Source organism: Mesorhizobium sp. M0618 (assembly GCF_040320765.1).
Lineage (GTDB): Bacteria > Pseudomonadota > Alphaproteobacteria > Rhizobiales > Rhizobiaceae > Mesorhizobium.
Genome location: NZ_JAMYQH010000043.1, coordinates 28,865 through 52,786 on the forward strand (window position 1 = coordinate 28,865; position 23,922 = coordinate 52,786).

The following is a 23,922-nucleotide window of genomic DNA, read 5'->3' on the forward strand; positions in this document are numbered from 1 at the left end:
AGGGTTTTCGATTACGGATTGGGACCGGCTCGAAAGCTTGCGCGAAAGGCGGCTTCGTTTAGGAAATTCCCGAACCAAGGACTGGAGCGGGTATGATTCGTCTCATTGGCTATTTTTTCGGCATCGGCACGACGCTGGCCCTTCTGGTCGCGGCGGGCGTTGCCATCTATATCGGCCATTTGTCGAAGGATCTGCCCGACTACGAGGTGCTGGCCAAATACGAGCCGCCGGTGACCACCCGCATCCACGCGTCTGACGGCGCGCTGATGGCCGAATACGCGCGCGAACGGCGCCTGTATTTGCCGATCCAGGCCATACCGGACCGCGTCAAGGCGGCCTTCCTGTCGGCCGAAGACAAGAATTTCTACAACCACCCGGGCATCGATGTGACCGGCCTCGGCCGCGCCATCATCGTCAACCTGCAGAATCTCGGCTCGGGCCGGCGTCAGGTCGGTGCCTCGACGATCACCCAGCAGGTGGCGAAGAACTTCCTGTTGTCCTCGGACCAGACCTACGAGCGCAAGATCAAGGAGATGATCCTCGCCTTCCGCATCGAGCAGGCCTATCCCAAGGATCGCATCCTCGAGCTCTACCTCAACGAAATCTTCTTCGGCTTCGGCGCCTATGGCGTCGCCGGTGCGGCGCTGACCTATTTCGACAAGTCGGTCAACGAACTGTCCGTGGCCGAGGCCGCCTACCTGGCCTCGCTGCCCAAGGGGCCGAACAACTACCACCCTTTCAAGCATGCCGATCGCGCGATCGAGCGCCGCAACTGGGTCATCGACCAGATGGTCGAGAACGGCTACGTCACGCGTGAGGAGGGCAACAAGGCCAAGGCCGAGCCGCTGGGCGTGACGCCGCGGCGCAGCGGCACCTATCTGTTCGCCGGCGAGTACTTCACCGAAGAGGTGCGCCGCCAGATCATCGCCCGCTACGGCGAGAACGCGCTTTACGAAGGCGGTCTCTCCGTCCGCACCACGCTCGATCCGAAGATCCAGCTCATTGCCCGCAAATCGATGCAGAACGGGTTGATGAAATACGACACGCTGCGCGGCTATCGCGGGCCGGTGACATCGATCGACGTGTCGGGCGACTGGGGCGTGCCGCTTGGCGCCGTCAAGGGGCTGGAGGATGTCCCCGAATGGTCGCTCGCCGTCGTGCTCGACAGTTCGGCGACCGGCCTGTCGATCGGCCTGCAGCCGGCACGGCAGGCGTCGGGCGAGATCGTCAAGGAGCGCGTCGAAGGCACCATCAGCAAGGAGGACATGGGTTTTGCCATGCGCCATGTGGTTGCCGGCAAGACCGTCAAGGCCAAGTCGCCGGCGGAGGTGCTGAAGCCGGGCGACGTCATCTTCGTGCAGAAAAACGATGGTGCCGATGGCGCCTACAGCCTGCGCCAGGTGCCCGAAGTGGAAGGCGGCCTGATCGCCATGGACCCGCACACCGGCCGCGTGCTGGCCATGGTCGGCGGCTTCTCCTACGCGCAGTCCGAATTCAACCGCGCCACGCAAGCCATGCGCCAGCCGGGCTCCTCGTTCAAGCCGATCGTCTATTCGGCCGCCCTCGACAATGGCTATACGCCGGCCTCGGTGATCATGGACGGGCCGATCACGATCCAGAGCGGCAACACGAGCTGGACGCCGAAGAACTATGACGGCACCGTCGCCGGTCCGGCGACCCTACGCTCCGGCATCGAGAAGTCGCGCAACCTGATGACGGTGCGGCTTGCCAATGACATGGGCATGAAGCTGGTCGTCGAATATGCCGAGCGCTTTGGTGTCTACGACCATCTGGCGCCCTACCTGCCGATGGCGCTGGGGTCCGGCGAAACCACCGTGATGCGCATGGTGTCGGCCTATTCGATCATGGCCAACGGCGGAAAATCGATCAAACCATCGCTCATCGACCGCATCCAGGACCGCTACGGCAAGACGGTGTTCAAGCAGGACGAACGTGGCTGCCAGGGCTGCAATGCGCCTGAATGGCAAAACCAGCCGGAGCCGGAACTGGTCGACAATTCCGAGCAGGTGCTCGATCCGATGACCGCCTACCAGATCACCTCGATGATGGAAGGCGTCGTGCAGCGCGGCACCGGCGCCACCATCAATGAACTCGGCCGCCACATCGCCGGCAAAACCGGAACGACCAACGACGAAAAGGACGCCTGGTTCATCGGCTACACGCCCAACCTCGTCGTCGGCCTCTACATGGGCTACGACACGCCGCGCGGCCTCGGCCATGGCGCCACCGGCGGTGGTCTCGCAGCACCAATCTTCAAGGACTTCATGCGGGTGGCGCTGGATGGCACGCCCAATGTCGACTTCAAGGTGCCCGAAGGCATGAACCTGGTTGCCATCAACCGCAAGACCGGCATGCGTGCCGCATCGGGCGATCCCGGAACCATCATCGAAGCCTTCAAGCCGGGCACCGGTCCCGCCGACAGCTATTGGGTGATCGGCATGGGCGCCGACGGCTCCAATGCCACCGGTGGCGCGCTGTCGCCGCAGGCCAATCAAGCCATCCAGTCCGGCGGCGGCGGCCTCTACTGATGATTTTCAGGAGCGGATGGGCTGGCCTTGGCGCCAGCCCATTTTGCTTTACAGCCGGCGGCGGCCTGCCTATGTATCGCGCCAACCCACTTCAGCAAACAGGACAGAACAGCCAGCCATGCGCGCGGAAACGCAGAATATTGTCGACGAGATCAGGCAGGCGATAACCCTGCTGAGGAGGCATCTTTGACTGGGATCAGGCCATAAAGCGGCTTGAATACCTCAATGTGCGCGCCGAGGACGCCAGCCTCTGGAACGAGCCGCTGGAAGCGCAGAAGCTGATGCGCGAGCGCCAGGGCCTCGAAGAGGGCATCGCCTCGGTGAAAGGCCTGACGCAGGCGCTGGAAGACAATATCGGACTGATCGAGCTCGGTGAGGAAGAGCGCGACGAGGGGGTGATCGCAGAGGCGGAAGCCGCGATCCGCTCGATGCAGGGCGAAGCGAAGGCCCGCCAGGTCGAGACGCTGCTGTCGGGTGAAGCAGATTCCAACGACACCTATCTCGAAATCCATGCCGGCGCCGGCGGTACCGAAAGCCAGGACTGGGCCTCGATGCTGCTGCGCATGTACACGCGCTGGGCCGAGCGCCGTCGCTTCAAGGTCGAAGTGCTGGAAATGCATGACGGCGAAGAGGCCGGCATCAAGTCCGCAACGTTGATGATCAAAGGCCACAATGCCTATGGCTGGATGAAGACGGAATCGGGCGTTCATCGCCTGGTGCGTATCTCGCCCTATGACAGCAATGCGCGCCGGCATACGTCCTTCGCCAGCGTCTGGGTCTATCCGGTCATCGACGACACGATCGAGATCGACGTCTCCGAATCCGATGTCCGCATCGACACTTATCGCTCGTCAGGCTCGGGCGGCCAGCACGTCAACACCACCGATTCGGCGGTGCGCATCACGCATCTGGCCACCGGCATCGCGGTCGCATGCCAGGCTGAACGTTCGCAGCACAAGAACAAGGCCAAGGCCTGGGAGATGCTGCGCTCGCGCCTTTACGAGGAAGAGCTGAAAAAGCGCGAGGCGGTTGCAAACGCCACCGAAGCGTCGAAAAGCGATATAGGCTGGGGTCACCAGATCCGCTCCTATGTGCTGCAGCCCTACCAGTTGGTGAAGGATCTCCGCACCGGCGTCGAGAGCACCAGCCCGTCGAGCGTGCTCGATGGCGACCTCGACGATTTCATGGAAGCCTCGTTGTCGCAGCGCATCGAGGGCGGCGCGGGCGAAGCCGTAGCAGACCTGGATTAGGATATGTCCATGTTCAGGTGAGTTTAGCTGACCTCAATCTGAACATACCCCTGCGCACCACAGCGACGGAGGAGTGTGTTGCCGAGCAAGCTCACCGGAAAGTGCTTCTGCGGTGCGGTTCACTACGAGGTCACTGACGAATTCATCTATGCCGCGAATTGCCATTGTTCGGACTGCCGGCGCACCACCGGTTCGGCCTTCAAGCCTTTCGCCGGTATCGAGCGTGAAAAGCTTGTCCTCACCGAAGGCGAGGACAAGCTCCTGATCTTCGGCGACGAAAGCGGCCATAACGCGCATTGTGGCCGGTGCGGCTCCTTGCTTTATTCGCTCGTGCGCGACGGGGCCTATGTCCATGTCGCCATGGGAACCCTCGTCGACGACCCATCCATCCGCCCGACCGCGCACATCTTCGTCGGTTCGAAGGCGGGCTGGTTCACCATCACCGATGACCTGCCGCAGTATCAAGAGCACGTGATTGCCGGCTCTGACCAGCAGTAGGCTGGAACCACAGCGGGCCTATTCCGTTTATCCGACGCCCGTTTGCCGGGAATTGACCTTGGCCTCATCTCGTCGGCGGTAGCGGATACCTGACGTCCATAGAACGATGTCGGGAATGCATCGTCTTGCGCCGACCAAGGAATCAGCCCAGCATCCAAGGGCTGGGAGAGAAAAAGCATTTATGGCCGGACGCGGCATATCTGCGACCCGACGATCCGGCCACTGGGAAGATACGTTCCGGGAACGGGCAAGCGAAACGCTTGAGCTCGTTTGAAAGGAACGCGTCATGTCTGCTGCCACACTCAGATCGGCCAATGCCGTTCAACCGGCTGGCCGACTTTTGTTTTCCCTGTTCGCGATCGGCGCGATGGCAATGCTGACGGCACCTGCCTTCGCGCATGACGCCACGCCCACGGCGGCAAAGCCACAGGGCTGGAGTTATCCGTTCGCATGCTGCGCCAACTATGATTGTCGCACGACCCATACAGGCGAAGTGCTGGAGAAACCCGAGGGCTATGTCATCGCCGGAACGGGTGAGATCGTTCCAATGACCGACAAGCGTGTCAAGGACAGCCCGGACGGCGAATTCCATTGGTGCGCGCACCAAGCGGGCCTCGACGCCGGCAAGACAATCTGCCTGTTCGTGCCGCCGCGCTCCTATTGACGACAGGACGGCGGTCGGACGTCCGCGGTCGCGTGTGACCGGAGCCGCAGGCCGGGTTTGCGCGGTTCGGGTGTGCCTGCTGACAGACAGTTGTCAGGAGCACCTCTTTATGGTGCCTTTGTCGCATAGGGTGGCGGGCGACAGGAGGAGTTCGTTGATGACCATCAAGGCAAGCTGTCATTGCAAGGCGACGACACTCGAGGTTTCGCAGGCACCGCAGACGGTGACGCAATGCACTTGTTCTTTCTGCTCGAAGCGCGGCTCGCTCTGGGCCTACTACGTGCCTTCGCAATTCAAGCTCACCAGCCCGATGGAGAACGTCTCTTTCTACCGCTGGGGATCGAAAACCGTAAAGCACGGTTTTTGCGCCACCTGCGGCTGCGGCACCTTTACCGAAACGCCGGACTGGTCCACCGGCGAGCCGGATTTTGACAATCCCAAGATCAGCGTCAATGCGCGGCTGTTCGATGATTTCGATCTCGACAAGGTCGAAGTGGTTGTCATAGACGGCAAGAACCTCTGGTAGCCTGATCCAGACCATTCCGGCACGGCGATGCGGCGCCACCGCCGGGTATTATCTCTCGGGAAAAGCCGTGAGCGGCGCTTTCGCCATTCCGCTTTTCGCCGCAATTCGTGGTACAAGTCGCGGGAAGGGCTGATTTGGCGCCACCGCAAGGCGTGACTTGGAGAGGGACCATCCTATGAAAAAGACTGTGCTCGTCGTCGTGGCGACGGCTGTGCTCGTGAGCGCCTGCACCACCACCGATCCGTATACGGGCGACCAGAAGATTTCCAACACGGCGGCCGGCGCCGGCCTTGGCGCCCTAGCGGGCGCCAGCCTTGGCCTGCTTGCCGGCGGCAATGACCGCCGCAACGCACTGATCGGCGCCGGCATCGGCGCGCTGGCTGGCGGCGCCATCGGCGCCACCATGGACCAGAACGAGGCCGAACTGCGCCGGCAGCTCGAGGGCACCGGTGTCAGCGTCACCCGCAGCGGCGACCAGATCATTCTCAACATGCCGTCCGACATCACCTTCAACTCGGATCAGGATGCGGTGAAGCCCGGCTTCTACCAGGTCCTGAACTCTGTCGCGCTGGTGCTGAAGAAGTTCAAGCAGACCACGGTCGACGTGTTCGGCCACACCGATTCGACCGGTGGCGACCAGCACAATTTCGATCTGTCGCAGCGTCGTGCTCTGGCGGTCGCGAACTATCTGTCCGGTCAGGGCGTGGATCAGCGCCGCTTCGCAGTCACCGGCTTCGGCAAGACGCGCCCGGTCGCATCCAATGCCACGTCCGAAGGCCGCGCCCAGAACCGCCGCGTCGAGATCCAGCTGTCGCCGCTCACCTGATTTGCACGGCAAACCAATGCGAAACGGCTCCCATGGGGGCCGTTTTTGTTTGCACGGATACTGGCGTTGTTGGATTAGCTATTGCTAAAATATAGCTTTCCCGCAGCTATGGAAAGGAATAGCATCATCGCTGTTCCTGAGGGGATGAGGCGGTGTCACTGGCCGCGCAATCAGCATTTTTCCGCCTCGGTCTTGCACGGCCAGATCAGAAATCTGGGAGGAATGCATGACAAGAACAGCCAGCCTTGGGCGCTGCGGCGTCCTCGTTTTGACAGGTTTGGTGGGCGCGTGGCTGAACGTTGCTTCGGCTCGGGCCGAGGACGCCAACAAGGCCGACATCGAAGCCTTGAAAAAATCGCTCGCCAAATATGACGATTACACCGTCGCCGTCCGCGACCTCTATCTGTCGACGGTCGGCTGCGTCTACTACAGCGGAGAAAAGATAGCGGGTGCGATGGACTACCCGAAGGGCGCCATGGGTATCCACTTCGTCAATGTCCCGAGTGTCGGCCAGAAGCTCGACCCGATGCACCCCAATGTGCTGATCTATGAACCGACCAAGAAGGGCTTGCGGCTGGTGGGCGTGGAATGGCTGGTGCCTCTGACGCCGGACATCAAGGAACCCCCGAAGCTGTTTGGCCAGACCTTCATGGGGCCTATGGAGGGGCACTACCCTCTCATCCCGAAGGAGTTCGTCCACTACGACCTGCATGCCTGGCTCGGGGACAATCCGTACGGCATGTTCAGTCCGACGAATCCGAACGTGAAATGCAACAAGGCCGAGTTTCCGATGCTGGAAAAACCGACCAAGATGATGCCTGGGCCGATGTAACGGGCGAGTCAGGCAGGAACCTTTGCCGAGAAGACAAGCCGGATGGCTGGCTTGCCTTTGAAGCGGTCGGGAATCAGACCTTGGCGACGATCCGCATGAAGGCCGGCATGTCATCGCCGAAGCCGACGGTGGAATCGTTGTCTTCCTGGTGTCGTTGGCGGGCAGGGCGGCTGTTGTCGCGCTGCGGCCTCGTGTCGCCGCGTTCCGGTGCGCGCTGTTCATTGCGATCGGATGATTTGCGCTCGGTGTTTTCCGAACGGATCGCTTCCTTGCGCGAGCGCCGTTCGCCGACGTCGGCGGCTGCGGCCTCGGCCACGGGCTGATCCTCGCGGACTGTTTCCGGTGCCGTGTCTTCGCTGCGCTTGGCGTGGCGTTCGCGCGGTTTGCGCTCGCCGCCCTTTTCCCTGCCGCGATCGTCGTCCTTGCGGCCGGCGCGGCGCGGTGCGCCCTTGCCACGGCGCGGAGCATCATCCTCGCCGCCTTCGCTGGCAACAACCGTCGACAAGTCGCCGTCATGCCACTCGATCTTGTTGCCGATCAGACGTTCGATGGCATCGATGTATTTGGTGTCCGATTTGGTCGCGATGGTGAAGGATTTTCCGGAGCGTCCGGCGCGGCCGGTACGGCCGATACGGTGGACATAGTCCTCGGCGTGGATCGGCACGTCATAGTTGAAGACGTGGCTGACATCGGGGATGTCCAAGCCGCGCGCGGCGACGTCGGAAGCGACGAGGTAGCGCAGCTTGCCGTCGCGGAAATTGGCCAGCATCTGCATGCGCGCGCGCTGGTCCATGTCGCCGTGCAGCGCGCCGGCGTCGAAATCATACTTCAGTAGCGAGCGGAACAGCTCCGCCACTTCAACCTTGCGGTTGCAGAAGATGATGGCGTTCTTCAGCTCCGCGTCTTCGGCCTTGATCAGATTGCGCAGCGTCTCGCGCTTGTCCCATGGCTTGGAGCCGGACTTGACCAGCCGCTGGATGATGTTGGTGGCGGCGGATGCTGCCTTCGAGACCTCGACGCGCACCGGCGCGTGCAGGAATTTCTCGGTCAGCTTGGTGATTTCCGGCGGCATCGTTGCCGAGAAGAACAGCGTCTGCCTGGTGAACGGAATCATCTCGCAGATGCGCTCGATATCGGGGATGAAGCCCATGTCGAGCATGCGGTCCGCTTCGTCGATGACGAGGATCTCGACGCCGTTGAGCAACAGCTTGCCGCGCTCGCGGTGATCGAGCAAGCGGCCGGGCGTCGCGATCAGCACGTCGACGCCGCGCTCCAGCTTCTTGTTCTGTTCGTCGAATGAGACACCGCCGATCAAGAGCGCGATGTTGAGCTTGTGGTTTTTGCCGTAGCGGATGAAATTCTCTTCGACCTGCGCGGCGAGCTCGCGCGTCGGCTCCAGGATCAGCGTGCGCGGCATACGGGCGCGGGCCCGACCGTTTTCGAGGCGGGTCAGCATCGGCAGCACGAAGGAAGCCGTCTTGCCAGTGCCGGTCTGGGCGATGCCCAAAATGTCCTTGCCGAGTAAGGCGTGCGGGATCGCACCAGCCTGGATCGGCGTCGGCTGGGTATAGCCGGCGTCGGTGACTGCGGAAAGGACCTTCGGCGACAGGCCGAGGTCTGCGAAGGTCAACGCTTCTTGAGCGGTCGTGGTGTCTGAGGACAAGTGTTGTTGTCTTTGGCTGGTTCGGGGAAGCGCAACGGCGTCTAATGGCGTCTGTCGCGGCAAGCGCCACGCGCCTGCAAGATTGGTATTGCAATTAGGAGCAAGCCCTCGATTTGTCAACAGAAACGGGCAGCAATGGCACGATTGTGAAGTTGTAACCTTAATCGGGATGCTTAATCGACCTGTCGGTCGCAGCGCCGGCTCAATAGCGGAACTGTTCGGCGAGAATACGCTCGTTCCAGGAATGATTGGGATCGAACAACAACGTTGCTGTCGCCGTGGGTGATTCTCGCACCGTTACCGAGGTCACCGCCTTGACCTCGGTATGGTCGGCGGCGGCGTTCACCGGCCGCTTTTCCGGCTCGCGGATGTCGAAGCGTACGGTCGCCTTGTTGGAGAGCAGCGCGCCGCGCCAGCGGCGCGGGCGAAACGGGCTGACCGGGGTCAGCGCCAGCAGCGGCGCGTCGAGCGGCAGGATCGGTCCGTGCGCCGAAAGATTGTAGGCGGTGGACCCGGCCGGGGTTGCGATCATGACGCCGTCGCAGTTCAGTTCCTCAAGCCGTACCTGTTCGTCGACGGTGATGCGGATCTTGGCCGTCTGGTACGATTGACGCCACAGCGCCACCTCGTTGATCGCCAGTGCCGAAATCGTTTCGCCTTCCGAGGTCACGGCCAGCATCTCCAGCGGGCGGATCGTCTCGGCGACGGCGGCTTCGAGACGCTCCGTCAGGCCACCGGAACGATACTCGTTCATCAGGAAGCCGATGGTGCCGCGGTTCATGCCGTAGACCTTCTTGCCGGTCCCCATCGTGTCGCGCAGGGTCTGCAGCAGGAAGCCGTCACCCCCAAGGGCAACGACGATCCCGGCCTCCTCGACGGAAGACTGGCCATAGCGCGCCGACAGGCTTTCCAGCGCCGTCTTGGCGTCAGCGGTGTCGGACGAGACGAAGGCGATGCGGCTGGCGGCTTTGCTCATGGCTCCCCGATGACGACCGATTGGCAGCGGCAGGGCCGCGCCAGCGCCGGGGTAGCATGGGCGGGGTACGTCTGCAAAGGGAGCTGTCATCCCGGATGCGACCCATGCCGGATGGCAAGGCGGCCGCAGGACGGCGGATGCGGGCTTGCCGTTCGCGTATCATGTCAAAGGCTACGCGAATGTGATGGTTAAGACCGGCCTTAAAGTCTCGTAAAGCCGGATCGGTCATGTTAGCCGGCAGTGGATGGGTGGCGTGGGGGCTAGCCAGTCGAGGCCGACATATTGCCGGTAACACGCCTGATCATCGTCTTTCTGATGCTGGGAAGCTTCGCGCTGCTCTTTGCCGAACTGGTGCGCCAGTCCGAAGAGACGAGCTTCCGGCCGCAGCCCACGGCGTCGCGCTGTGGCGATGCAGCCGGAGCGCCATGCCCGCAAAGGGCGCTGTAGCGCTGTAACCTGATCATCCTTTCGGATGACCGGCGGCATTGGCGGCCGCTTCGGTGCGCGACATCGCGCGGCAGTTTCTCTCCTTAAAAGCAGTGGCCGGTCGGCCACCGCGAATTGCGGCCGCGAGCATTTCGGCCTCGACGGCCTGACGCGTCCGGCATCGCGGCTAAACCTCTTTCCTGGCTGCTCACTGAGTCACCACCGCATCGGGCGCATCAATGGGCGAGCCATGGCCGTATCCACGATAAGATATTGACTGTATGTTTAGTCATAGTTATTCCTGAGGTCGAGAATTGAGTTGGACAGCCGGGTTCCAGCCGGTGAATGGCCACAATAAAGGGGGGAATATCTTGACTGCCATGCGGCTTGCCGTTGCCGGCGCGCCGCAAATGCGATGTCGACGGCCTTTCTCGTGCCGTCGATCGGCATTGTCGCGGCCATCTTTTCGTCAGCAGGAAACGGACTTGGGGCCGTAGTGCCGCCGGTCCCAACAATGGGAGCATGCAGCATGAACTGGAAACTGACCGCGACGGCCATCGGCCTGTCGTTGCTGACTGTCACGGGCGTGGCCCGTGCCGAAGGCGAGCTCAACATCTACAATTGGGGCAACTACACCAGCCCCGACCTGATCAAGAAGTTCGAAGAGACCTACAAGGTCAAGGTCACCGTCACCGACTATGATTCCAACGACACCGCCTTGGCCAAGGTCCGGCAGGGCGCCTCCGGCTATGACATCGTCGTGCCCTCGGCGAGCGTCGTGCCGGTCTGGATCAGCGAAGGTCTGCTCTTGGAGACCGATCCCAACAAGATGGAAAACTTCAAAAACGTCGATCCCAGATGGGTCGATGTTCCATTCGATCCAGGCCGTAAATATACCGTTCCATGGCAGTGGGGCACGACCGGCATTTCGGTGAACAAGTCGGTTTATGCCGGCGACCCGAACACATCGGCGATCTTCCTCGACCCACCCCCCGAACTCGTCGGCAAGATCAATGTCGTACCCGAAATGGGTGACATCATGTTCCTCGCCATCGCCTACGAGGGTGGCAAATATTGCAGCAGCGACATGCAGATGCTGAAGAAGGTGCATGACAAGCTGGTGGAGGCGAAGGCGAAATGGCTTTCGCTCGATTATGCGGCCGTCGATGGCCTGGGCAGGGGCGACATCGCCGCGGGCGTCAACTGGAACGGCATATCGCTGCGCGAGCGGCTTGAGAACGACAAGATCGTCTATGGCTATCCCAAGGAAGGCTATCCGATCTGGATGGACAATGTCGCTGTCCTCAAGGACGCCAAGAATATCGACAACGCCAAGCTGTTCCAGAACTTCATCATGGATCCGCAGAATGCGGCGCTGATCTCAGCCTTTGCGCGTTATTCGAACGGCATCAAGGGCTCGGAAGCCTTCATGCCCGACGACATGAAGACCGCGCCGGAAGTGAACATCCCCGCTGAGTTCGCCACCAAGGGCCAGTTCATGCAGGCCTGCCCGCCGGATGTGCAGGCGCTCTACACGAAGATCTGGACCGACCTGCAGAAATGACCTGACCCGCGTTTTACGCGCCGCTGCACGCGGCGCGGTCATCTCCCGTCCATGCCAAACGCGATGCGCAGATCGCAGGAGACTTCCCATGACCGATCTCGACCTTTGCTACATGCCGGCCGGCGAGGCGCTGCGGCTGTTCAAGGCGAAGAAGCTTTCGCCTGTCGAACTGATGCAGGCCACCATCCGCCGCGCAGAGGCAACCAAGGCGACGATCAACTGCTTCACCTTCACGCATTTCGACGAGGCGATGGACCTGGCTGGGAAGGCCGAGGCGAAATACGCCAGGGGCGCCCGGACCGGGGCGCTCGAGGGGTTGCCGATCGGCATCAAGGACGAGAGCTACATCAAGGGCAAGCCGACCTCGCATGGCTCGCTGCTGTCTGGGGATGCGATAGGCGGCCATACCTCGACGATGAACGAGCGCATCATCAAGGCCGGAGGCATTGTCCATGCCCGCACGGCGACGCCTGAATTCAGCTGCGCCGGCTACACCTGGTCGAAACGCTGGGGCGTGACGCGCAATCCGTGGAACCCGGATTTCACGCCCGGCGGTTCGTCCGGCGGTGCGGCGGCAACGCTGGCGTCCGGCACGTCGTCGATCGCCACCGGTTCCGACATTGCCGGGTCGATCCGCATTCCCGCGTCGGCCTGCGGTCTCGTCGGCTTCAAGCCGCCTTACGGGCGCAATCCGGACGAGCCGCCGTTCAACCTCGATTTTTATTGCCACACTGGACCGCTGGCGCGAAACGTCGGAGATGCGATCCTGCTGCAGAATGTGATGGCCGGACCAAGCCCGCTTGACATCGCTACGCTGCGCCCGAAACTGCGGCTGCCGCTCGACTACAAGCCGATCAAGGGCTGGAAGATTGCTTTCTCGATGGACCTTGGTTCTTTCGAAGTGGATCCCGATGTGCGCAAGAACACGCTTGCCGCCTGCGATGTGTTCCGCTCCCTTGGCGCCACGGTCGAGGAAGTCGATCTGGGCTGGGGCGACGAAGTGCTCAGGGCGGGCATGGCCTATCTGGAGCATCTGTTCGGCGCATCGCTGTCGCAGTTGCTCAAGAAGCACGGCAAGGACATGACGAGCTATGCCAGGCAGTTCGCCGAGGACGGGCAAAGGTCGAAGGCGACGGACTTTGTCGGAACCCTGGACGTGGCGGCCAGGATGTACCAGACGCTGGGGCCGTTGCTGGAGACCTATGATGTGCTGGTCTGCCCGACCAACGCGCTTCCCTCCGTGCCGGCGGAATTCGATCAGACCACGGGTACGGTCGAGATCAACGGCAAGCAGGTGAACCCGTCATTGGGATGGGTGATGACGACGCCGTTCAACATGATGAGCCGTTGTCCGGTTCTGTCCATCCCTTCGGGCCGGGCGGCAAGCGGCGTGCCGACAGGCATCCAGATCGTCGGCCGCACCTATTGCGATGCCGATGTTTTCCGCGCGGCCATGGCCTATGAGACGGCCAAGGGGCAGTGGTACACAAACGCCGAAACGCGTCCGTCGCTATAACAGGGCGCTGCGGCTTTTGCCGCGATGGTGGTTGATCCGCGGTCTCGGTTGTGGTGAGCCGACGCCGGACATCTCGAATAGACGGATCCGTGGCGGCGCCGGTGATCGCCGCGAGAAGGTCCGAAAGGAACTGGACGAAGATGGCGCAACAAAAGGCTGCGGCGGCAAAACGCAAAGGCGCAATGGCGAAGAATGGAAGTGCGGCAAACGATGCCGCGCCGCCCAAGGACCGTCGGCGCGAACGCGGCGAAGCCAGCGTGCAGCGGATCATCGACGCCACCATCGAGCTCATCGCGGAGGAGGGGCTGGCAAGCGTCACCATGCAGCGCATCGCCGAACATGTCGGCTCGTCCAATGCCCTGGTCGTCTTTCATTTTCGCAGCAAGGAGAACCTGTTTCGCGCCGTCCTGCAGTATCTCAGCGATCGCTATGACGAGCTGTGGATGACGTTGGTGCGGGCGCCCGGCCTGTCTCCGGTTGAGCGGGCCCTGGGCGCGGTCGATTGCGCGCAACGTTTCGCCCGCCAGCACCCGAAATGGGTTTCGGTCTTTGTCGTGTTCTCCAGCGACCGCAAGAGCATGCAGATCTACAACGAGATCGGCCTTCCGAGCGATCTCGCCTACACCGCCGAGGCGCGCGAGCTGCTGATCGAGATTTCGCGCAGCGGCGGTTATACCGGCGTCGACATCGACACGCTGTCGGAGAGCCTGAATTATCTGGTTCATGGCGCCTGGTATTGGGATCATCTCAATCCGTCCAGCCGTGACACCAACGTGCTGCGCAAGACCATGCTGCTTCTGCTGCATCAGGCGTTCCCGCGGCATTTCGAACTGATGCGCTAACCGCTTCAGGGCTGCCGCAGATGGCAGCCGGCCTGCCGCTTCTGTTCCAGATACTCGTCGACAAGCTGGCGGTAGCGCACCTTGCCGAAGCTGGGGAAATGGCCGCCATGCACGACCGAGACATCGAGGTCGCGCATACGCAGCAGCGTGGCGACATAGTCATCGACAACCGAGTGGTAGACGTCGTCGATCAGCGGGCCGTCATAAATGATGTCGCCGGATAACAGGATGCCCGTCCTGTTTTCGTAAAGCGCGATGCCGCCGGGTGAATGGCCGGGCGTGTGGATCACCTCGAAGGCCCGGTCGCCGAGGTCGACGACATCACCCTGTGCGAGCAAGCGGCCCGCGGGTGCGGGCAGGATGCCGTAGCGCGCCGTGTCCCATCCTTGCGGCATGCGATCGAACATCTCGTCGGTCGCATAGGTGCCGGCTGCCGTCCATTCGTTGCGCGGATCGGCGAGGATGTCGGCCTCGGCGGCGTGTACGCAGCGGTCCGGAAATTCGTGATGGCAGCCGATATGGTCGAAATGCGTATGGCTGGCGACGCAAATCAGCTTGCGCTCGCTGACCAGCGGCACATGACGCCGAAGGCTGAAATGGCCGAGCCCAGTGTCGAAGAGGAGATCGCGGTCGCGGCCGCGCACATGCCACATGTTGCAGCGGAAGAACGGTTTTATCCATGGCTCGTGGATCAAGGTCACGCCATCGCTCATGCGGATGGTCTCGTACCAGTCTGGTGCCTCGATGACCGCGAGCGTGCCCATTTCAATCCGTCAGCAGAATGATCTGGTCGGTATCGCACGAAACGGCAACCGTGTCGCCCGGCCGGACGGTAGCTATCGCGGGCAGCCTGGCGATGAAGTGAAGCGAGGGGTCTTCGACGGAGACGGCGAGCACGCGTTTGAAGCTGCCCTGGAAAACGATGTCGCTCACTCTGGCAGTACCGAGTTTGACGCTGCCTGCAGCCGCGCCGAGCACAAGATGCTCCGGTCGTATGGCCAGCACAACGCCAGAGCCCACCGGCAAGGCGCCGGGTACCGAGACCGGCCCGACCGGCGTCGCGACAGTGCCTGTCCGGTCCCCGGCCTCCGTGACCGTGCCGGCAAGGATCGTGCTTTCGCCCATGAAGGTCGCCGAAAAGCGTGTCGCCGGCCGTGCGTAGACGCGCTCGGGCGGGCCTTCGTCCTCGATGCGCCCGTCATTCATCACCACGCAATGGTCGGCCAGCGCCATCGCTTCTTCCTGGTCGTGGGTGACGTGGATGAAGGCGGTGCCGACGCGCTTCTGGATTGCTTTCAACTCGTCCTGCATCTGCCGGCGTAATTTGAGATCGAGCGCGCCGAGCGGCTCGTCGAGCAGAAGCACCGCCGGCTCGATCACCAGCGCCCGCGCCAGAGCCACGCGCTGCCGCTGGCCGCCGGAAAGCTGGTGCGGTTTCTTGTCGAAAGCAGCGGCGAGACCAACCAGGGCCAGCGCCGCGCGCGCCTTTGCCGCCCGCGTCGCGCCATCGACCCCCTGCATGCGCAGGCCGAAGCCGACATTGCTGCCAACGCTCATATGCGGGAACAGCGCATAGTCCTGGAACACCGTCGTCGTCGGGCGCTTGGCCGGCGGCACGGACGTGCAGTCCTCGCCACGGATGAACACCTTGCCTTCGCTGGGCGTGACGAAGCCGCCCAGAATGGACAGCAGCGTCGTCTTGCCGGAGCCCGAGGGCCCGAGCAGGATCGTGTAGCTGCCGGGCTCGATCTGCAGCGAAACGTCCTTCAGCACCGTATGCTGGCCGAAGCGATGCGAGACGGAGCGAATATCGACCAAAGGCGCAGTCATGCCTTTCTCCTGCGCAGCAATGTCAATTCGAACAGCACGACCAGCACGATGGAAACGGCGAAAACCAGCGAGCCGACGGCGTTGGTCTTCGGGTTGAGGCCGGAACGCAGCAGGTTCCAGATTTCGACCGGCAGCGTGGTGTCGAAGCGGGTGAGCAGGAAGGAGATCACGAACTCGTCCCAGGAGAAGGTCATCGACAGGAAGAAGCCGGCGAAGATGGCCGGCGCCATGACCGGCACGGTGATCAACAGCAGCACCCTCCATTCCGGCGCGCCGAGGTCGCGCGCGGCGCGCTCGATGTTGATCTGGTGATCGCCCATCTGGCTGTAGATGATGGCAAAGCACAGCGGCAGGTTGATCACGACATGGCCGATCCCTGCCGCAAGCAGCGATTTCGGCACGCCGGCCCAGTTGAACAGCACCAGCAGCCCCATGCCGATGATGAGATAGCTGACCGTCAGCGGCAGCGTGATCAGCCCGCGCAGCAGGCCGGAGCCCGGCAGGACGAAACGGGCAAAGCCCCAGGCGGATAGGAAACCGAGCGTGACGGCGGCGAGCGAGGAGATGGACGCCACCAGCAGCGAGTTCACCAGCGCCGAGGTCAGCCGCGTGTCCGAAAGAACCGCATCGTACCAGCGCAGCGATGGCCCGGTGAAGGGCGGGATCGGAAACGACGTCGCCTGCAGCGAAAATAGCACCAGCACGACGACCGGCAGGAAGATGAAGCCGTAGACGGCGATCGCGTAGAGCCAGGAAATGACGCGGACAATCCGAGACATGGTCAGGCCCGCTCGATCTTCAGCCAGCGGGCGCAGGCGAGGTAGGCGATGGTGACCACCGCCATCAGGATGATCGACAGCGCCGAGGCCAGCGGAAAGTCGCCGCGCCGGCCGATCTGCATCATCACCAACTGCGGCATCAGAAGCTCGTTGTTGCCGCCCAGGACCTGCGGCGTGATGTAGTCGCCGATGCACAGCACGAAGGTGAGGAAGGCGCCGACCATGATGCCGGGCAAGGTCAGCGGCAGGACGACATGCAGGAAGGTGCGCACAGGCCCGGCGCCGAGATCGGCGGCGGCCTTGCGGTAGCTCGGGCTGAGCTGCTTGAGATTGGCAAAGATCGTCAGCGTCAAAAGCATGACGAAGAAGTGCACGAAGCCGGTGACGGTGGCGAAACGCGTGTTCGCGAGTTGCAGCGGCTCGCTGATCAGGCCAGAGCCGGTCAGCGCCCGGTTGACGACGCCGTTCTGCGCCAGCACCAGCAGCCAGGAGTAGGAGCGCACGACATAGGATGTCCAGAACGGCAGCACGGCCAGCATCAGCGCCAGCCGCTGCCAGCGCTCCGGCACCTGTTCGGCGAGGATCCAGGCAAAGGGATAGGCGAGCAGCACCGAGACCACGGTGACGATGGCGGTCACCTGCAGCGAGTTCACCATTGCCTGCCAGTAGGAGGGGTTGGTGAAGAACTGGCTGTAATTGGACAGCGTGAAGCCGCCGCCCTCATGCGCCGTCAGGCTGGAAAGCCCCATGGCGACGAAAGGCAGCACGAAGAACAGCAGCGTCCAGCCGAGCGCCGGCGTGACCAGCGCCCAGGGCAGAGTAGAACTCGCCCGGGGCAGAGCACGGCCCGCCCTGGGCAGAGCAGAGCCCGCCCTGGGGAGGTTGTTTGCCGAGGTGCTCATGAGCGGTTACAGCTCATTTCGCCTGCAGCATTTCGGTCCACATGTCCTGCATCTTCTTGTCGAGATCGGCGTTCGGCGCCGGATAGGCCTGGGCGCGCGCCAGGAAGCCTGGCTGTTCGTCGAAGCGCAAAACCTTCTTCTGGTCGTCGGTCAGTGCTGCCTTGGTGTTCGCCGGCATGCCCCAGTAGCAGGACGAGGTGGCAAGCCGCGCCTGGCCTTCCGGGCTCATAATGTACTGGATGAACTTCAGCGCCATGTCCTTGTTCTTGGAATCCTTGAACATGGCCAGCGACTGCGACCACAGCACCGCACCCTCCTTGGGGATGGAGAAGTCGAGCGCCGGGTTTTCCTTGGCCAGGCCCGCCGTCACCCATTCGCCGCCGCCGACCAGTATGTCGACCTCGCCGGTCGCCAGCGCCGTCTGGCTGGCGGTCACTTCGCCGACCAGTTTGGCATTAGCCTTCATCTTCAAGAGCTCTTCCTTGAGGGCAGGCAGGTCGGCTTCGGTGAGCTCGGCCGTCTTCTTGCCGATCGCCAGCGCGGCCATGCCGATGACCGGCAGGTAGTAGTCGTAGATGGCGACCTTGCCCTTGTACTTGTCGCCGGTGAGTGCTGCCATCGACTGCATGTCGGCGGGGTCAACCTTGGTCTTGTTGTAGCCGATCGTGTTGTAGCCGAACTTTTCGGTGATGCCGTAGCGCTTGCCGCCGACGACGGTGGAGCCGTCCATCTTCACCTGCGCAAACAGGTCGGCCAACGGCAGTTTGTCTTCCGGCAGCGGCTCGAACAGGCCCTTTTCGACACCGCGCGGCACGTCGATGCTGTCAATCACCATCACGTCCCAGTCACCCGGCTGCGACTGTTCGACGATGGCCAGCCCAGCGCCGGTGCCCTCGAACTCCTTGACGTTGACCTTGACGCCATTGGCCTCCTCGAACGGCTGCAGCAATGCCGGATCGGCATGATCGCACCAGATCAGCGCGTTGAGGTCGGCGGCTTGCGCGCCCGTCGAAAGCAGCAGTGCCGCGGCTGCGGTCGCCGCGCGCAAATGAGTTTTCAGGATGGAAAGAGGATTGCTGGCTGTGTGTGACATCGAGTGTTCTCCCTTGCCTTTGTGGCTTCTTGCAAAAAATTGAACCAATTCTAAAATTGAGTCAATTCTGTTTTTATGGCAAGAGGCTGACATGAGCGGATTGCGGGCAAGGCAAAAGGCAGACCGGCACCGACGCATCATCGAGGCGGCCGCGGAATTGTTTCGCGAGGCCGGCTACGAAGGCGCCAAGATCGAGGCGATCGCCGCCCAGGCCGCGGTCTCGGTCGGCACCATCTACAATTACTATGAAAACAAGGGCGACATCCTCGGCGCCATCGTCTCGCTGGAGGTCAACGAGGTGCTGAATGCCGGTCAGGGCGTCGTCGCCCGGCCGCCGGCCAATGTCGGGGATGCGCTGGACACGCTGATCGGCATCTATATCGAGCACTCGCTGCACTATCTCAGCAAGGAGATGTGGCGGCAGGCGATGGCGATCTCAACGCAACTGCCCGATAGCCCATTCGGCCAAGCCTACACCGCGCTCGACCGCGCGCTAACGGAACAGATCCGCGCCCTGATCGTCCGCCTGCAAGCGCTCGGCCTTGTGCGGCAGGACATAGACGGGGCGGCGCTCGGCGAACTGATCTTCAACAATATGAACATGATGTTCATCGAATTCGTGAAGCGCGACGCGGCGAGGATTGCGGAATTGCGGGCGGCGGTACGGAGGCAGAACAGGATTCTGGTGGCGGCGATTGCGGTGTGAGTGGCAGGAAAGGGCAGGAGAAGCGTTGCTTCCGCATAAGACCTGGTTCAGATGCAGGTCGGCTCTTGAGTTGAATTTAAAACCTGATACAACTTATAGGAGCAAAAACGGGGGAGGGGTAAATGGGGACGTTTTCTATCTGGCATTGGGCGATCTTGCTGCTGTTGATCGGCGTGCCTGTTTTCTTTGCTGTTCGATCAGCCGCGAAGCCGTCGCAGAATCCCGAGGCTCTTGTGGGCTTCGGCGGCTGGTTAATGCTGCTGGCGATCGGTCAGACGTTATCACCGTTGCGCACACTCGCCGACTTCGCCAATTCGGCCGACGGCTACCAGCAACTCATGACCCTCCCGAACGGACCCCTGGCGGTGTATGGCGAGGTTGCCCTCAATCTGGCATTTCTGGCGCTTCAGCTGGTTGTGCTCGTTTCGATGCTGCGGCGAAGCCACCGCTTTCCGCAATTGTTTCTGCTCCAGTGGCTGGCGATTCCTGTCGTTTTCATCCTGGACACGATCTGGGTTGCGTCAGTTCTGGGCGTTCCGGTGAGCCTAGTGCTCGCAGGCGATGCGCTGGTGGCCCCGATAGTCTCGTTTGTGCTGACAGGGCTCTGGGTCGCCTACGTCTACAAGTCCGTCAGGGTCCGGAACACGTTCACCGGGGTTGGGGCATCCACCCAGGTCGCGAGCGTGTCATAAAAGACAGCAAACTTGGAATATTTGGAGCATCACGGGCTCGGCGAACTGATGTTCATCGAATCCGTGAAGCGCGAGGGGGGGAGAACCCGAACTGCGCGCGGTGATCGGCAGGCAGAATCGGATTCAGGCAGAATCGGATTCAGGCAGACGCGCGTCCTGCATGAGGTGCTGTTAAACGCGTTGCGGGAAGTCACCGGGAAGGAAGTCGAGTTCATCCGGTGGAACATTACTGGGCCGGTGCCTCCTACGGCGGGGTAGAACCGACTGCAAAGGCGACGGCTGTGCCCCATAACGGGTCAAAAAGTTTGGCATCTAAATTGCTCTGACAGGTATGGGGTGGGCGAGAGCCCGTCGCTTCGCAAATGGAGCGGCGGGTCTACTCTACCAGCGACTGTCGAATGGCCACGGCAGCAGAATGTACCCGCTTGTCAGCAGAAGCTGACGGAACAACCGTGCGCGCACAAAGTTGGATTGCAGGAAGCACCGCATGCCGGCTTCCGCAGCCCGTTTCGTGTCACCGGCAATGTGGGCGGGACGGGCTGTTTTGCGTTGGTGACTACTTGTGGGTGATCCAATCCAACAGGCCAACGTCGATCTGCTCGCACCCGACATATTCGCGGACCAAGCTCTCAGCCAAATCGCGCCATTGACATTCAGGCACGCTCATATCCCTGACCAGGGCTCGAAATGCAGAGCGAAGAATATCAGCATCGAAGGCGGAGACGGAAGCAGGAGTCGGGCCCGGATCTTCCCACCCCTGGGCCATGTCATCGCGGTGACGTTGGCGAAGGCGCTTGAGCAGTTCGCGTGATGCCTCGATTGCGCGTCGGGAGTGATCCATATCGCGGCGAAACGAGGCAGTTCCGGCCAGGGAATGGTGCCGCAACCGAAAGCTGGTTTCGATAGCCGCGCGTGCGACTTCCATATGCGTTTCAACCATCGCGGCCTCCCTTGCTGCGAAGGGATTTATTTACTCTCTTCTCACGCGTGACCCAAGAAGGATTCAACGTACGGTTTGATACGCAAGGGCCGCGCGCAGATGGGCGCGGATCGCGGCGGCGTCTCTAACGAGCATTCGGGCGTGAGTAAGCTGTTCAAACAAGACGTGCATTCGCGCTCGCTCATGAGCCAGGCGGGCACGCAGGGCACTCGCTAATACAATCTCATCGAAGGCGTCGAGGGGGATAGACCGTCGCGGACAATCTTGCCTGACCTCGGCGGCTTTCAATTCAAAATCGCCTTGCCGGGATGTTCCGCTTTCGCCATCAGCTTGTTGAAGGCTGCGGCTTCATCCGCCTTGTCAAACGGCGCCGCCGTGATTGCTCCATCCACCGTCAAAGTGGCAGCTAGATATGGGAGGCCAGGCAGTGGCGGAAGGTAGACCATGTAAGCTGGGCGGGGAAATTGCATCCCCTATGTAGCACGGTCTGCCGGTCATCTCCTAATCGGGCGGAACGCCGCTTTGCTCCATTTCATCGCTGCCCAATCGTATTAGCTCGAACGTGACCTTAACGACCAACAAAGCGGCGTTGGTATCGTCGCGAACGTGGAACGCTACCTGACGATGAGTGCCGTCCGGCATCGCGTCTTTCGCTATTTCCAAAAGCGCCCGTGCGGCCTCGTCTTCCACGGCCTCCACGCTCGGAAGCTCTGTGCCCTTGGTGTCGGGATAGAATTCGCCGTTGTCGGTCAGATCAAATAGAAGCGGGCCATGCAAACCCGACAATGTCGATGCCCCCAAAAAGGTTTCCCAGTGCAATCATTTTAGTGCTTTGGATTCCCATCGTGGGCGTGATGCGTCCGGTGCTTGCCATTCGAAGTTCATCCTCCGATGGAGCCCGAGCAGGTCCACACGCCGCCGCTGGGCGAGGCGGCTTCAAAAGAGCATCGTGCAGCCGCTTCTATCGCCAAGCTGCGATCATTGCCGATCGCTCCAAGCAGTGCATGAGGTGCTGTTGAAATCCATCAAGGAGATCACCGGCGAGGAAGCGTCGTTCATCATCAGGTGGAATTGACCGCCCAGCACGACAAGGGCCGGAGCAACCCGGCAGAAGAGCCGCATAGCATGGTCCCAAACGGAGGAAGGGCCTGAACCGCGAACTATTTGCGATCCAGACCCCTGGCCGTCGGGTTCTTGGCGACATTGCGCCCGCGGAAGGCCGTTCGCAAGCTGGACCTTGGTCTTGCTATTCCTGCGGAGCGCGTCAACGTCGGAGACGCGCTGAACAGTTAGAATTTCATCGCGATGCCGACGCGGAAATCGTGCGTCTGAAGCGTGTGTTCCAGCGTGCATCCGCCGCCGCAATATTCAAGCGACTTCTTGCCGAAGAAGGAGAAGTCGTATTCGCCTCGCAAGAACACGTTGTGTGTGAGAGCGACGTCGATGCCTGCTCCAACAATACCACCGACCAAAGTTGCATCCCGCTCGGCGTTTCCACCTGGATAGAACGTCTTCAGCTTTGCGGCGGTTACACCAGCCGTGACAAACGGCATGTAGGCTCCCATGTCCATGCCAACGCGACCCTTGACGGATCCGAACAAACCTGTGGAGGCGTCGAGAACGCCTGGGCCTGGAATATCGTCGAAGGTGTTCTTCTTAAAGCGGTAGCCAAGCTCGCCTTCAACGCCATAGACAATCTTGCCGGACTGGAAGTTATAACCTGCAAAGCCGCCGACCGCGGCCGAGCCGACGTTGTGCGTTGCGCCAGCCTGGGCGCCCGGCTCATAGATCTTGTAATGTTCCAACGTTCCGGCGCCGAACACGCCGGCGTATGGCCCTTGCCAGGTCCATTCATGGGTGTCGACAGGAGCGGTCATCATATCGGCAGCGATGGCCGGAGCCGCCGAAAGCGCAACGAATGAAGCGAGCAAAAAAGCTTTCATGAAATCCCCATCAAATCGCCAAGCGCTTTATATCGATGAGCCTGCAACTTTGTATGTAGCTAGGAAGTCACACCTGTGGACTAAGTTGCTGCGCCTGAATTCGGCGACTAGGTATCAGGAAGGCCGGTGCAAACAGGCATCCCTCGAGGAGTTCCGGACTTCCGCGGCCGAACACCGGCGCCGCCACAACCTCTGGAATGAAACTCAACGCCGGCGAGGAATGGCAGTCAGGTTTCGACGCGGGCATTATCCGGAAATTCGAGAGCGGAGCGTGGAAGGTGCCGTTCTAATCTTCAATAAATCCCGCCGCCGCACGGTGGCGGGCTTTCCACATGGTGATGCTCCGGGGCGGATATTCTCGCCGGTAAGTGCATGATTTCCAAGGTGGATCAGGCGGCGGATCGAACTCGAGGACAATAGATTAACTATCTGAATTTACTCAATTGCCGCACTTTGCTGGTGCCCCCGGACGGAATCGAACCGCCGACCTTCGGTTTACAAAACCGCTGCTCTACCAGCTGAGCTACAAGGGCACGGCGCTCCGGTTAGCATATTTGTTACGCCAGTAAAGACAAAACTCCGTTTTTCTCGGCATGCGGCATAGGCCGTCGGCGAGGGGCATCCTGAAAAGCGCCGGATTGCTTCCTACATGTGGGCAAGGTGCAATCGCTTCGAGCTGGGGTGTCGCATGATCAGATTTGTCATCATTCTCCCAATCATCTTCGTGGCCTGGATGCTGCTGGTGAAGATCATCAGCGATGTGAAGAAGGCCAATGTCGACTGGACCGGCGTCACCACCATCATCGGCTTCATCGCGCTGGCCTTCTGGCTGCGCCATGTCACGGGGATGGGGTGAGGGAATAGGGGAATAGGGGAATAGGGGAATAGGGGAATAGGGGAATAGG

General features: G+C 61.5%; 25 protein-coding genes and 1 tRNA gene. 14 read left to right on the forward strand and 12 right to left on the reverse strand.

Annotated elements, in window-relative coordinates:
* Positions 1–92 precede the first annotated feature (92 nt).
* The 7 genes from NKJ04_RS30715 to NKJ04_RS30745 all read left to right on the forward strand — a co-directional run bounded on the left by NKJ04_RS30715 (position 93) and on the right by NKJ04_RS30745 (position 7,145).
* Positions 93–2,549, forward strand: coding sequence for a penicillin-binding protein 1A (locus NKJ04_RS30715; RefSeq protein ID WP_352679400.1), 2,457 nt, complete (start codon positions 93–95; stop codon positions 2,547–2,549).
* Positions 2,550–2,667: 118 nt separating this feature from the next.
* A protein-coding gene (gene prfB / locus NKJ04_RS30720; protein WP_127272597.1) for a peptide chain release factor 2 occupies positions 2,668–3,799 on the forward strand; the annotation gives its coding sequence in 2 pieces (ribosomal slippage) (positions 2,668–2,733 and positions 2,735–3,799; 1,131 coding nt in all).
* A gap of 78 nt (positions 3,800–3,877) precedes the next feature.
* A complete protein-coding gene (locus NKJ04_RS30725) occupies positions 3,878–4,297 on the forward strand; it encodes a GFA family protein (RefSeq protein WP_127291381.1) in 420 nt (139 codons plus the stop codon).
* Positions 4,298–4,583: 286 nt separating this feature from the next.
* Entirely contained in the window at positions 4,584–4,961 is a 378-nt protein-coding gene (locus NKJ04_RS30730) for a hypothetical protein (RefSeq protein ID WP_023812122.1), read from the forward strand.
* 157 nt (positions 4,962–5,118) lie between these two features.
* Positions 5,119–5,487, forward strand: a complete 369-nt coding sequence (locus NKJ04_RS30735) for a GFA family protein (protein ID WP_352679403.1) — start codon at positions 5,119–5,121, stop codon at positions 5,485–5,487.
* A 175-nt stretch (positions 5,488–5,662) separates the two neighbouring features.
* Positions 5,663–6,313, forward strand: coding sequence for a YiaD family glycine zipper/OmpA-like lipoprotein (locus tag NKJ04_RS30740; RefSeq protein WP_023812120.1), 651 nt, complete (start codon positions 5,663–5,665; stop codon positions 6,311–6,313).
* A gap of 226 nt (positions 6,314–6,539) precedes the next feature.
* Positions 6,540–7,145 (forward strand): hypothetical protein, encoded by a 606-nt coding sequence (locus tag NKJ04_RS30745; RefSeq protein ID WP_352679405.1) that lies wholly within the window; start codon positions 6,540–6,542, stop codon positions 7,143–7,145.
* 73 nt (positions 7,146–7,218) lie between these two features.
* Here the strand turns inward: NKJ04_RS30745 and NKJ04_RS30750 are convergent, their stop codons facing one another.
* Both NKJ04_RS30750 and NKJ04_RS30755 read right to left on the reverse strand, forming a co-directional pair.
* Positions 7,219–8,808: a DEAD/DEAH box helicase gene (locus NKJ04_RS30750; protein ID WP_352439940.1), complete on the reverse strand. Its 1,590-nt coding sequence runs from the start codon at positions 8,806–8,808 to the stop codon at positions 7,219–7,221.
* 202 nt (positions 8,809–9,010) lie between these two features.
* The gene (locus tag NKJ04_RS30755; protein ID WP_023812117.1) at positions 9,011–9,784 is read right to left on the reverse strand and encodes an NAD kinase; all 774 of its coding nucleotides are present in this window, start codon (positions 9,782–9,784) and stop codon (positions 9,011–9,013) included.
* A gap of 282 nt (positions 9,785–10,066) precedes the next feature.
* Between NKJ04_RS30755 and NKJ04_RS30760 the strand changes: the two genes are divergently transcribed.
* The 4 genes from NKJ04_RS30760 to NKJ04_RS30775 all read left to right on the forward strand — a co-directional run bounded on the left by NKJ04_RS30760 (position 10,067) and on the right by NKJ04_RS30775 (position 14,132).
* Positions 10,067–10,231: a hypothetical protein gene (locus NKJ04_RS30760; RefSeq protein ID WP_164748845.1), complete on the forward strand. Its 165-nt coding sequence runs from the start codon at positions 10,067–10,069 to the stop codon at positions 10,229–10,231.
* A 508-nt stretch (positions 10,232–10,739) separates the two neighbouring features.
* Positions 10,740–11,774 (forward strand): extracellular solute-binding protein, encoded by a 1,035-nt coding sequence (locus NKJ04_RS30765; RefSeq protein WP_128305861.1) that lies wholly within the window; start codon positions 10,740–10,742, stop codon positions 11,772–11,774.
* An 88-nt stretch (positions 11,775–11,862) separates the two neighbouring features.
* Positions 11,863–13,290 carry an amidase gene (locus tag NKJ04_RS30770; protein WP_352679408.1) on the forward strand — a complete coding sequence of 476 codons (1,428 nt, stop codon included), beginning with the start codon at positions 11,863–11,865 and terminating at the stop codon, positions 13,288–13,290.
* Between the two features lie 140 nt (positions 13,291–13,430).
* Positions 13,431–14,132, forward strand: coding sequence for a TetR/AcrR family transcriptional regulator (locus NKJ04_RS30775; protein WP_352679410.1), 702 nt, complete (start codon positions 13,431–13,433; stop codon positions 14,130–14,132).
* A 5-nt stretch (positions 14,133–14,137) separates the two neighbouring features.
* Here the strand turns inward: NKJ04_RS30775 and NKJ04_RS30780 are convergent, their stop codons facing one another.
* The 5 genes from NKJ04_RS30780 to NKJ04_RS30800 are packed head-to-tail and all read right to left on the reverse strand — an operon-like array spanning position 14,138 to position 18,736.
* Positions 14,138–14,896: an MBL fold metallo-hydrolase gene (locus NKJ04_RS30780; RefSeq protein WP_352679413.1), complete on the reverse strand. Its 759-nt coding sequence runs from the start codon at positions 14,894–14,896 to the stop codon at positions 14,138–14,140.
* Position 14,897: 1 nt separating this feature from the next.
* The gene (locus NKJ04_RS30785; protein WP_352679415.1) at positions 14,898–15,962 is read right to left on the reverse strand and encodes an ABC transporter ATP-binding protein; all 1,065 of its coding nucleotides are present in this window, start codon (positions 15,960–15,962) and stop codon (positions 14,898–14,900) included.
* The gene (locus tag NKJ04_RS30790) at positions 15,959–16,741 is read right to left on the reverse strand and encodes an ABC transporter permease (protein WP_352679418.1); all 783 of its coding nucleotides are present in this window, start codon (positions 16,739–16,741) and stop codon (positions 15,959–15,961) included. The genes NKJ04_RS30785 and NKJ04_RS30790 overlap by 4 nt, the downstream gene beginning before the upstream one ends.
* A gap of 2 nt (positions 16,742–16,743) precedes the next feature.
* Positions 16,744–17,643 carry an ABC transporter permease gene (locus tag NKJ04_RS30795; RefSeq protein ID WP_352679420.1) on the reverse strand — a complete coding sequence of 300 codons (900 nt, stop codon included), beginning with the start codon at positions 17,641–17,643 and terminating at the stop codon, positions 16,744–16,746.
* Between the two features lie 13 nt (positions 17,644–17,656).
* Positions 17,657–18,736: a polyamine ABC transporter substrate-binding protein gene (locus tag NKJ04_RS30800; RefSeq protein ID WP_352679422.1), complete on the reverse strand. Its 1,080-nt coding sequence runs from the start codon at positions 18,734–18,736 to the stop codon at positions 17,657–17,659.
* Positions 18,737–18,827: 91 nt separating this feature from the next.
* On the opposite strand from NKJ04_RS30800, the gene NKJ04_RS30805 reads away from it, so the two are divergent.
* Both NKJ04_RS30805 and NKJ04_RS30810 read left to right on the forward strand, forming a co-directional pair.
* Entirely contained in the window at positions 18,828–19,442 is a 615-nt protein-coding gene (locus NKJ04_RS30805) for a TetR/AcrR family transcriptional regulator (RefSeq protein WP_352679425.1), read from the forward strand.
* Positions 19,443–19,564: 122 nt separating this feature from the next.
* Entirely contained in the window at positions 19,565–20,134 is a 570-nt protein-coding gene (locus tag NKJ04_RS30810) for a DUF2569 family protein (protein WP_352679431.1), read from the forward strand.
* A 556-nt stretch (positions 20,135–20,690) separates the two neighbouring features.
* On the opposite strand, the gene NKJ04_RS30815 is transcribed toward NKJ04_RS30810, so the two are convergent.
* The 5 genes from NKJ04_RS30815 to NKJ04_RS30835 all read right to left on the reverse strand — a co-directional run bounded on the left by NKJ04_RS30815 (position 20,691) and on the right by NKJ04_RS30835 (position 23,550).
* Entirely contained in the window at positions 20,691–21,074 is a 384-nt protein-coding gene (locus NKJ04_RS30815; RefSeq protein ID WP_128305851.1) for a hypothetical protein, read from the reverse strand.
* A gap of 284 nt (positions 21,075–21,358) precedes the next feature.
* Positions 21,359–21,520, reverse strand: a complete 162-nt coding sequence (locus tag NKJ04_RS30820) for a hypothetical protein (RefSeq protein WP_352679435.1) — start codon at positions 21,518–21,520, stop codon at positions 21,359–21,361.
* A 55-nt stretch (positions 21,521–21,575) separates the two neighbouring features.
* Entirely contained in the window at positions 21,576–21,893 is a 318-nt protein-coding gene (locus tag NKJ04_RS30825; protein WP_352679438.1) for a DUF6894 family protein, read from the reverse strand.
* 470 nt (positions 21,894–22,363) lie between these two features.
* Positions 22,364–23,017, reverse strand: coding sequence for an outer membrane protein (locus NKJ04_RS30830; protein ID WP_128305850.1), 654 nt, complete (start codon positions 23,015–23,017; stop codon positions 22,364–22,366).
* A gap of 457 nt (positions 23,018–23,474) precedes the next feature.
* Positions 23,475–23,550: transfer RNA gene (locus NKJ04_RS30835), tRNA-Thr, on the reverse strand.
* 155 nt (positions 23,551–23,705) lie between these two features.
* Between NKJ04_RS30835 and NKJ04_RS30840 the strand changes: the two genes are divergently transcribed.
* Positions 23,706–23,873, forward strand: a complete 168-nt coding sequence (locus NKJ04_RS30840) for a hypothetical protein (RefSeq protein ID WP_013531392.1) — start codon at positions 23,706–23,708, stop codon at positions 23,871–23,873.
* Positions 23,874–23,922 lie beyond the last annotated feature (49 nt).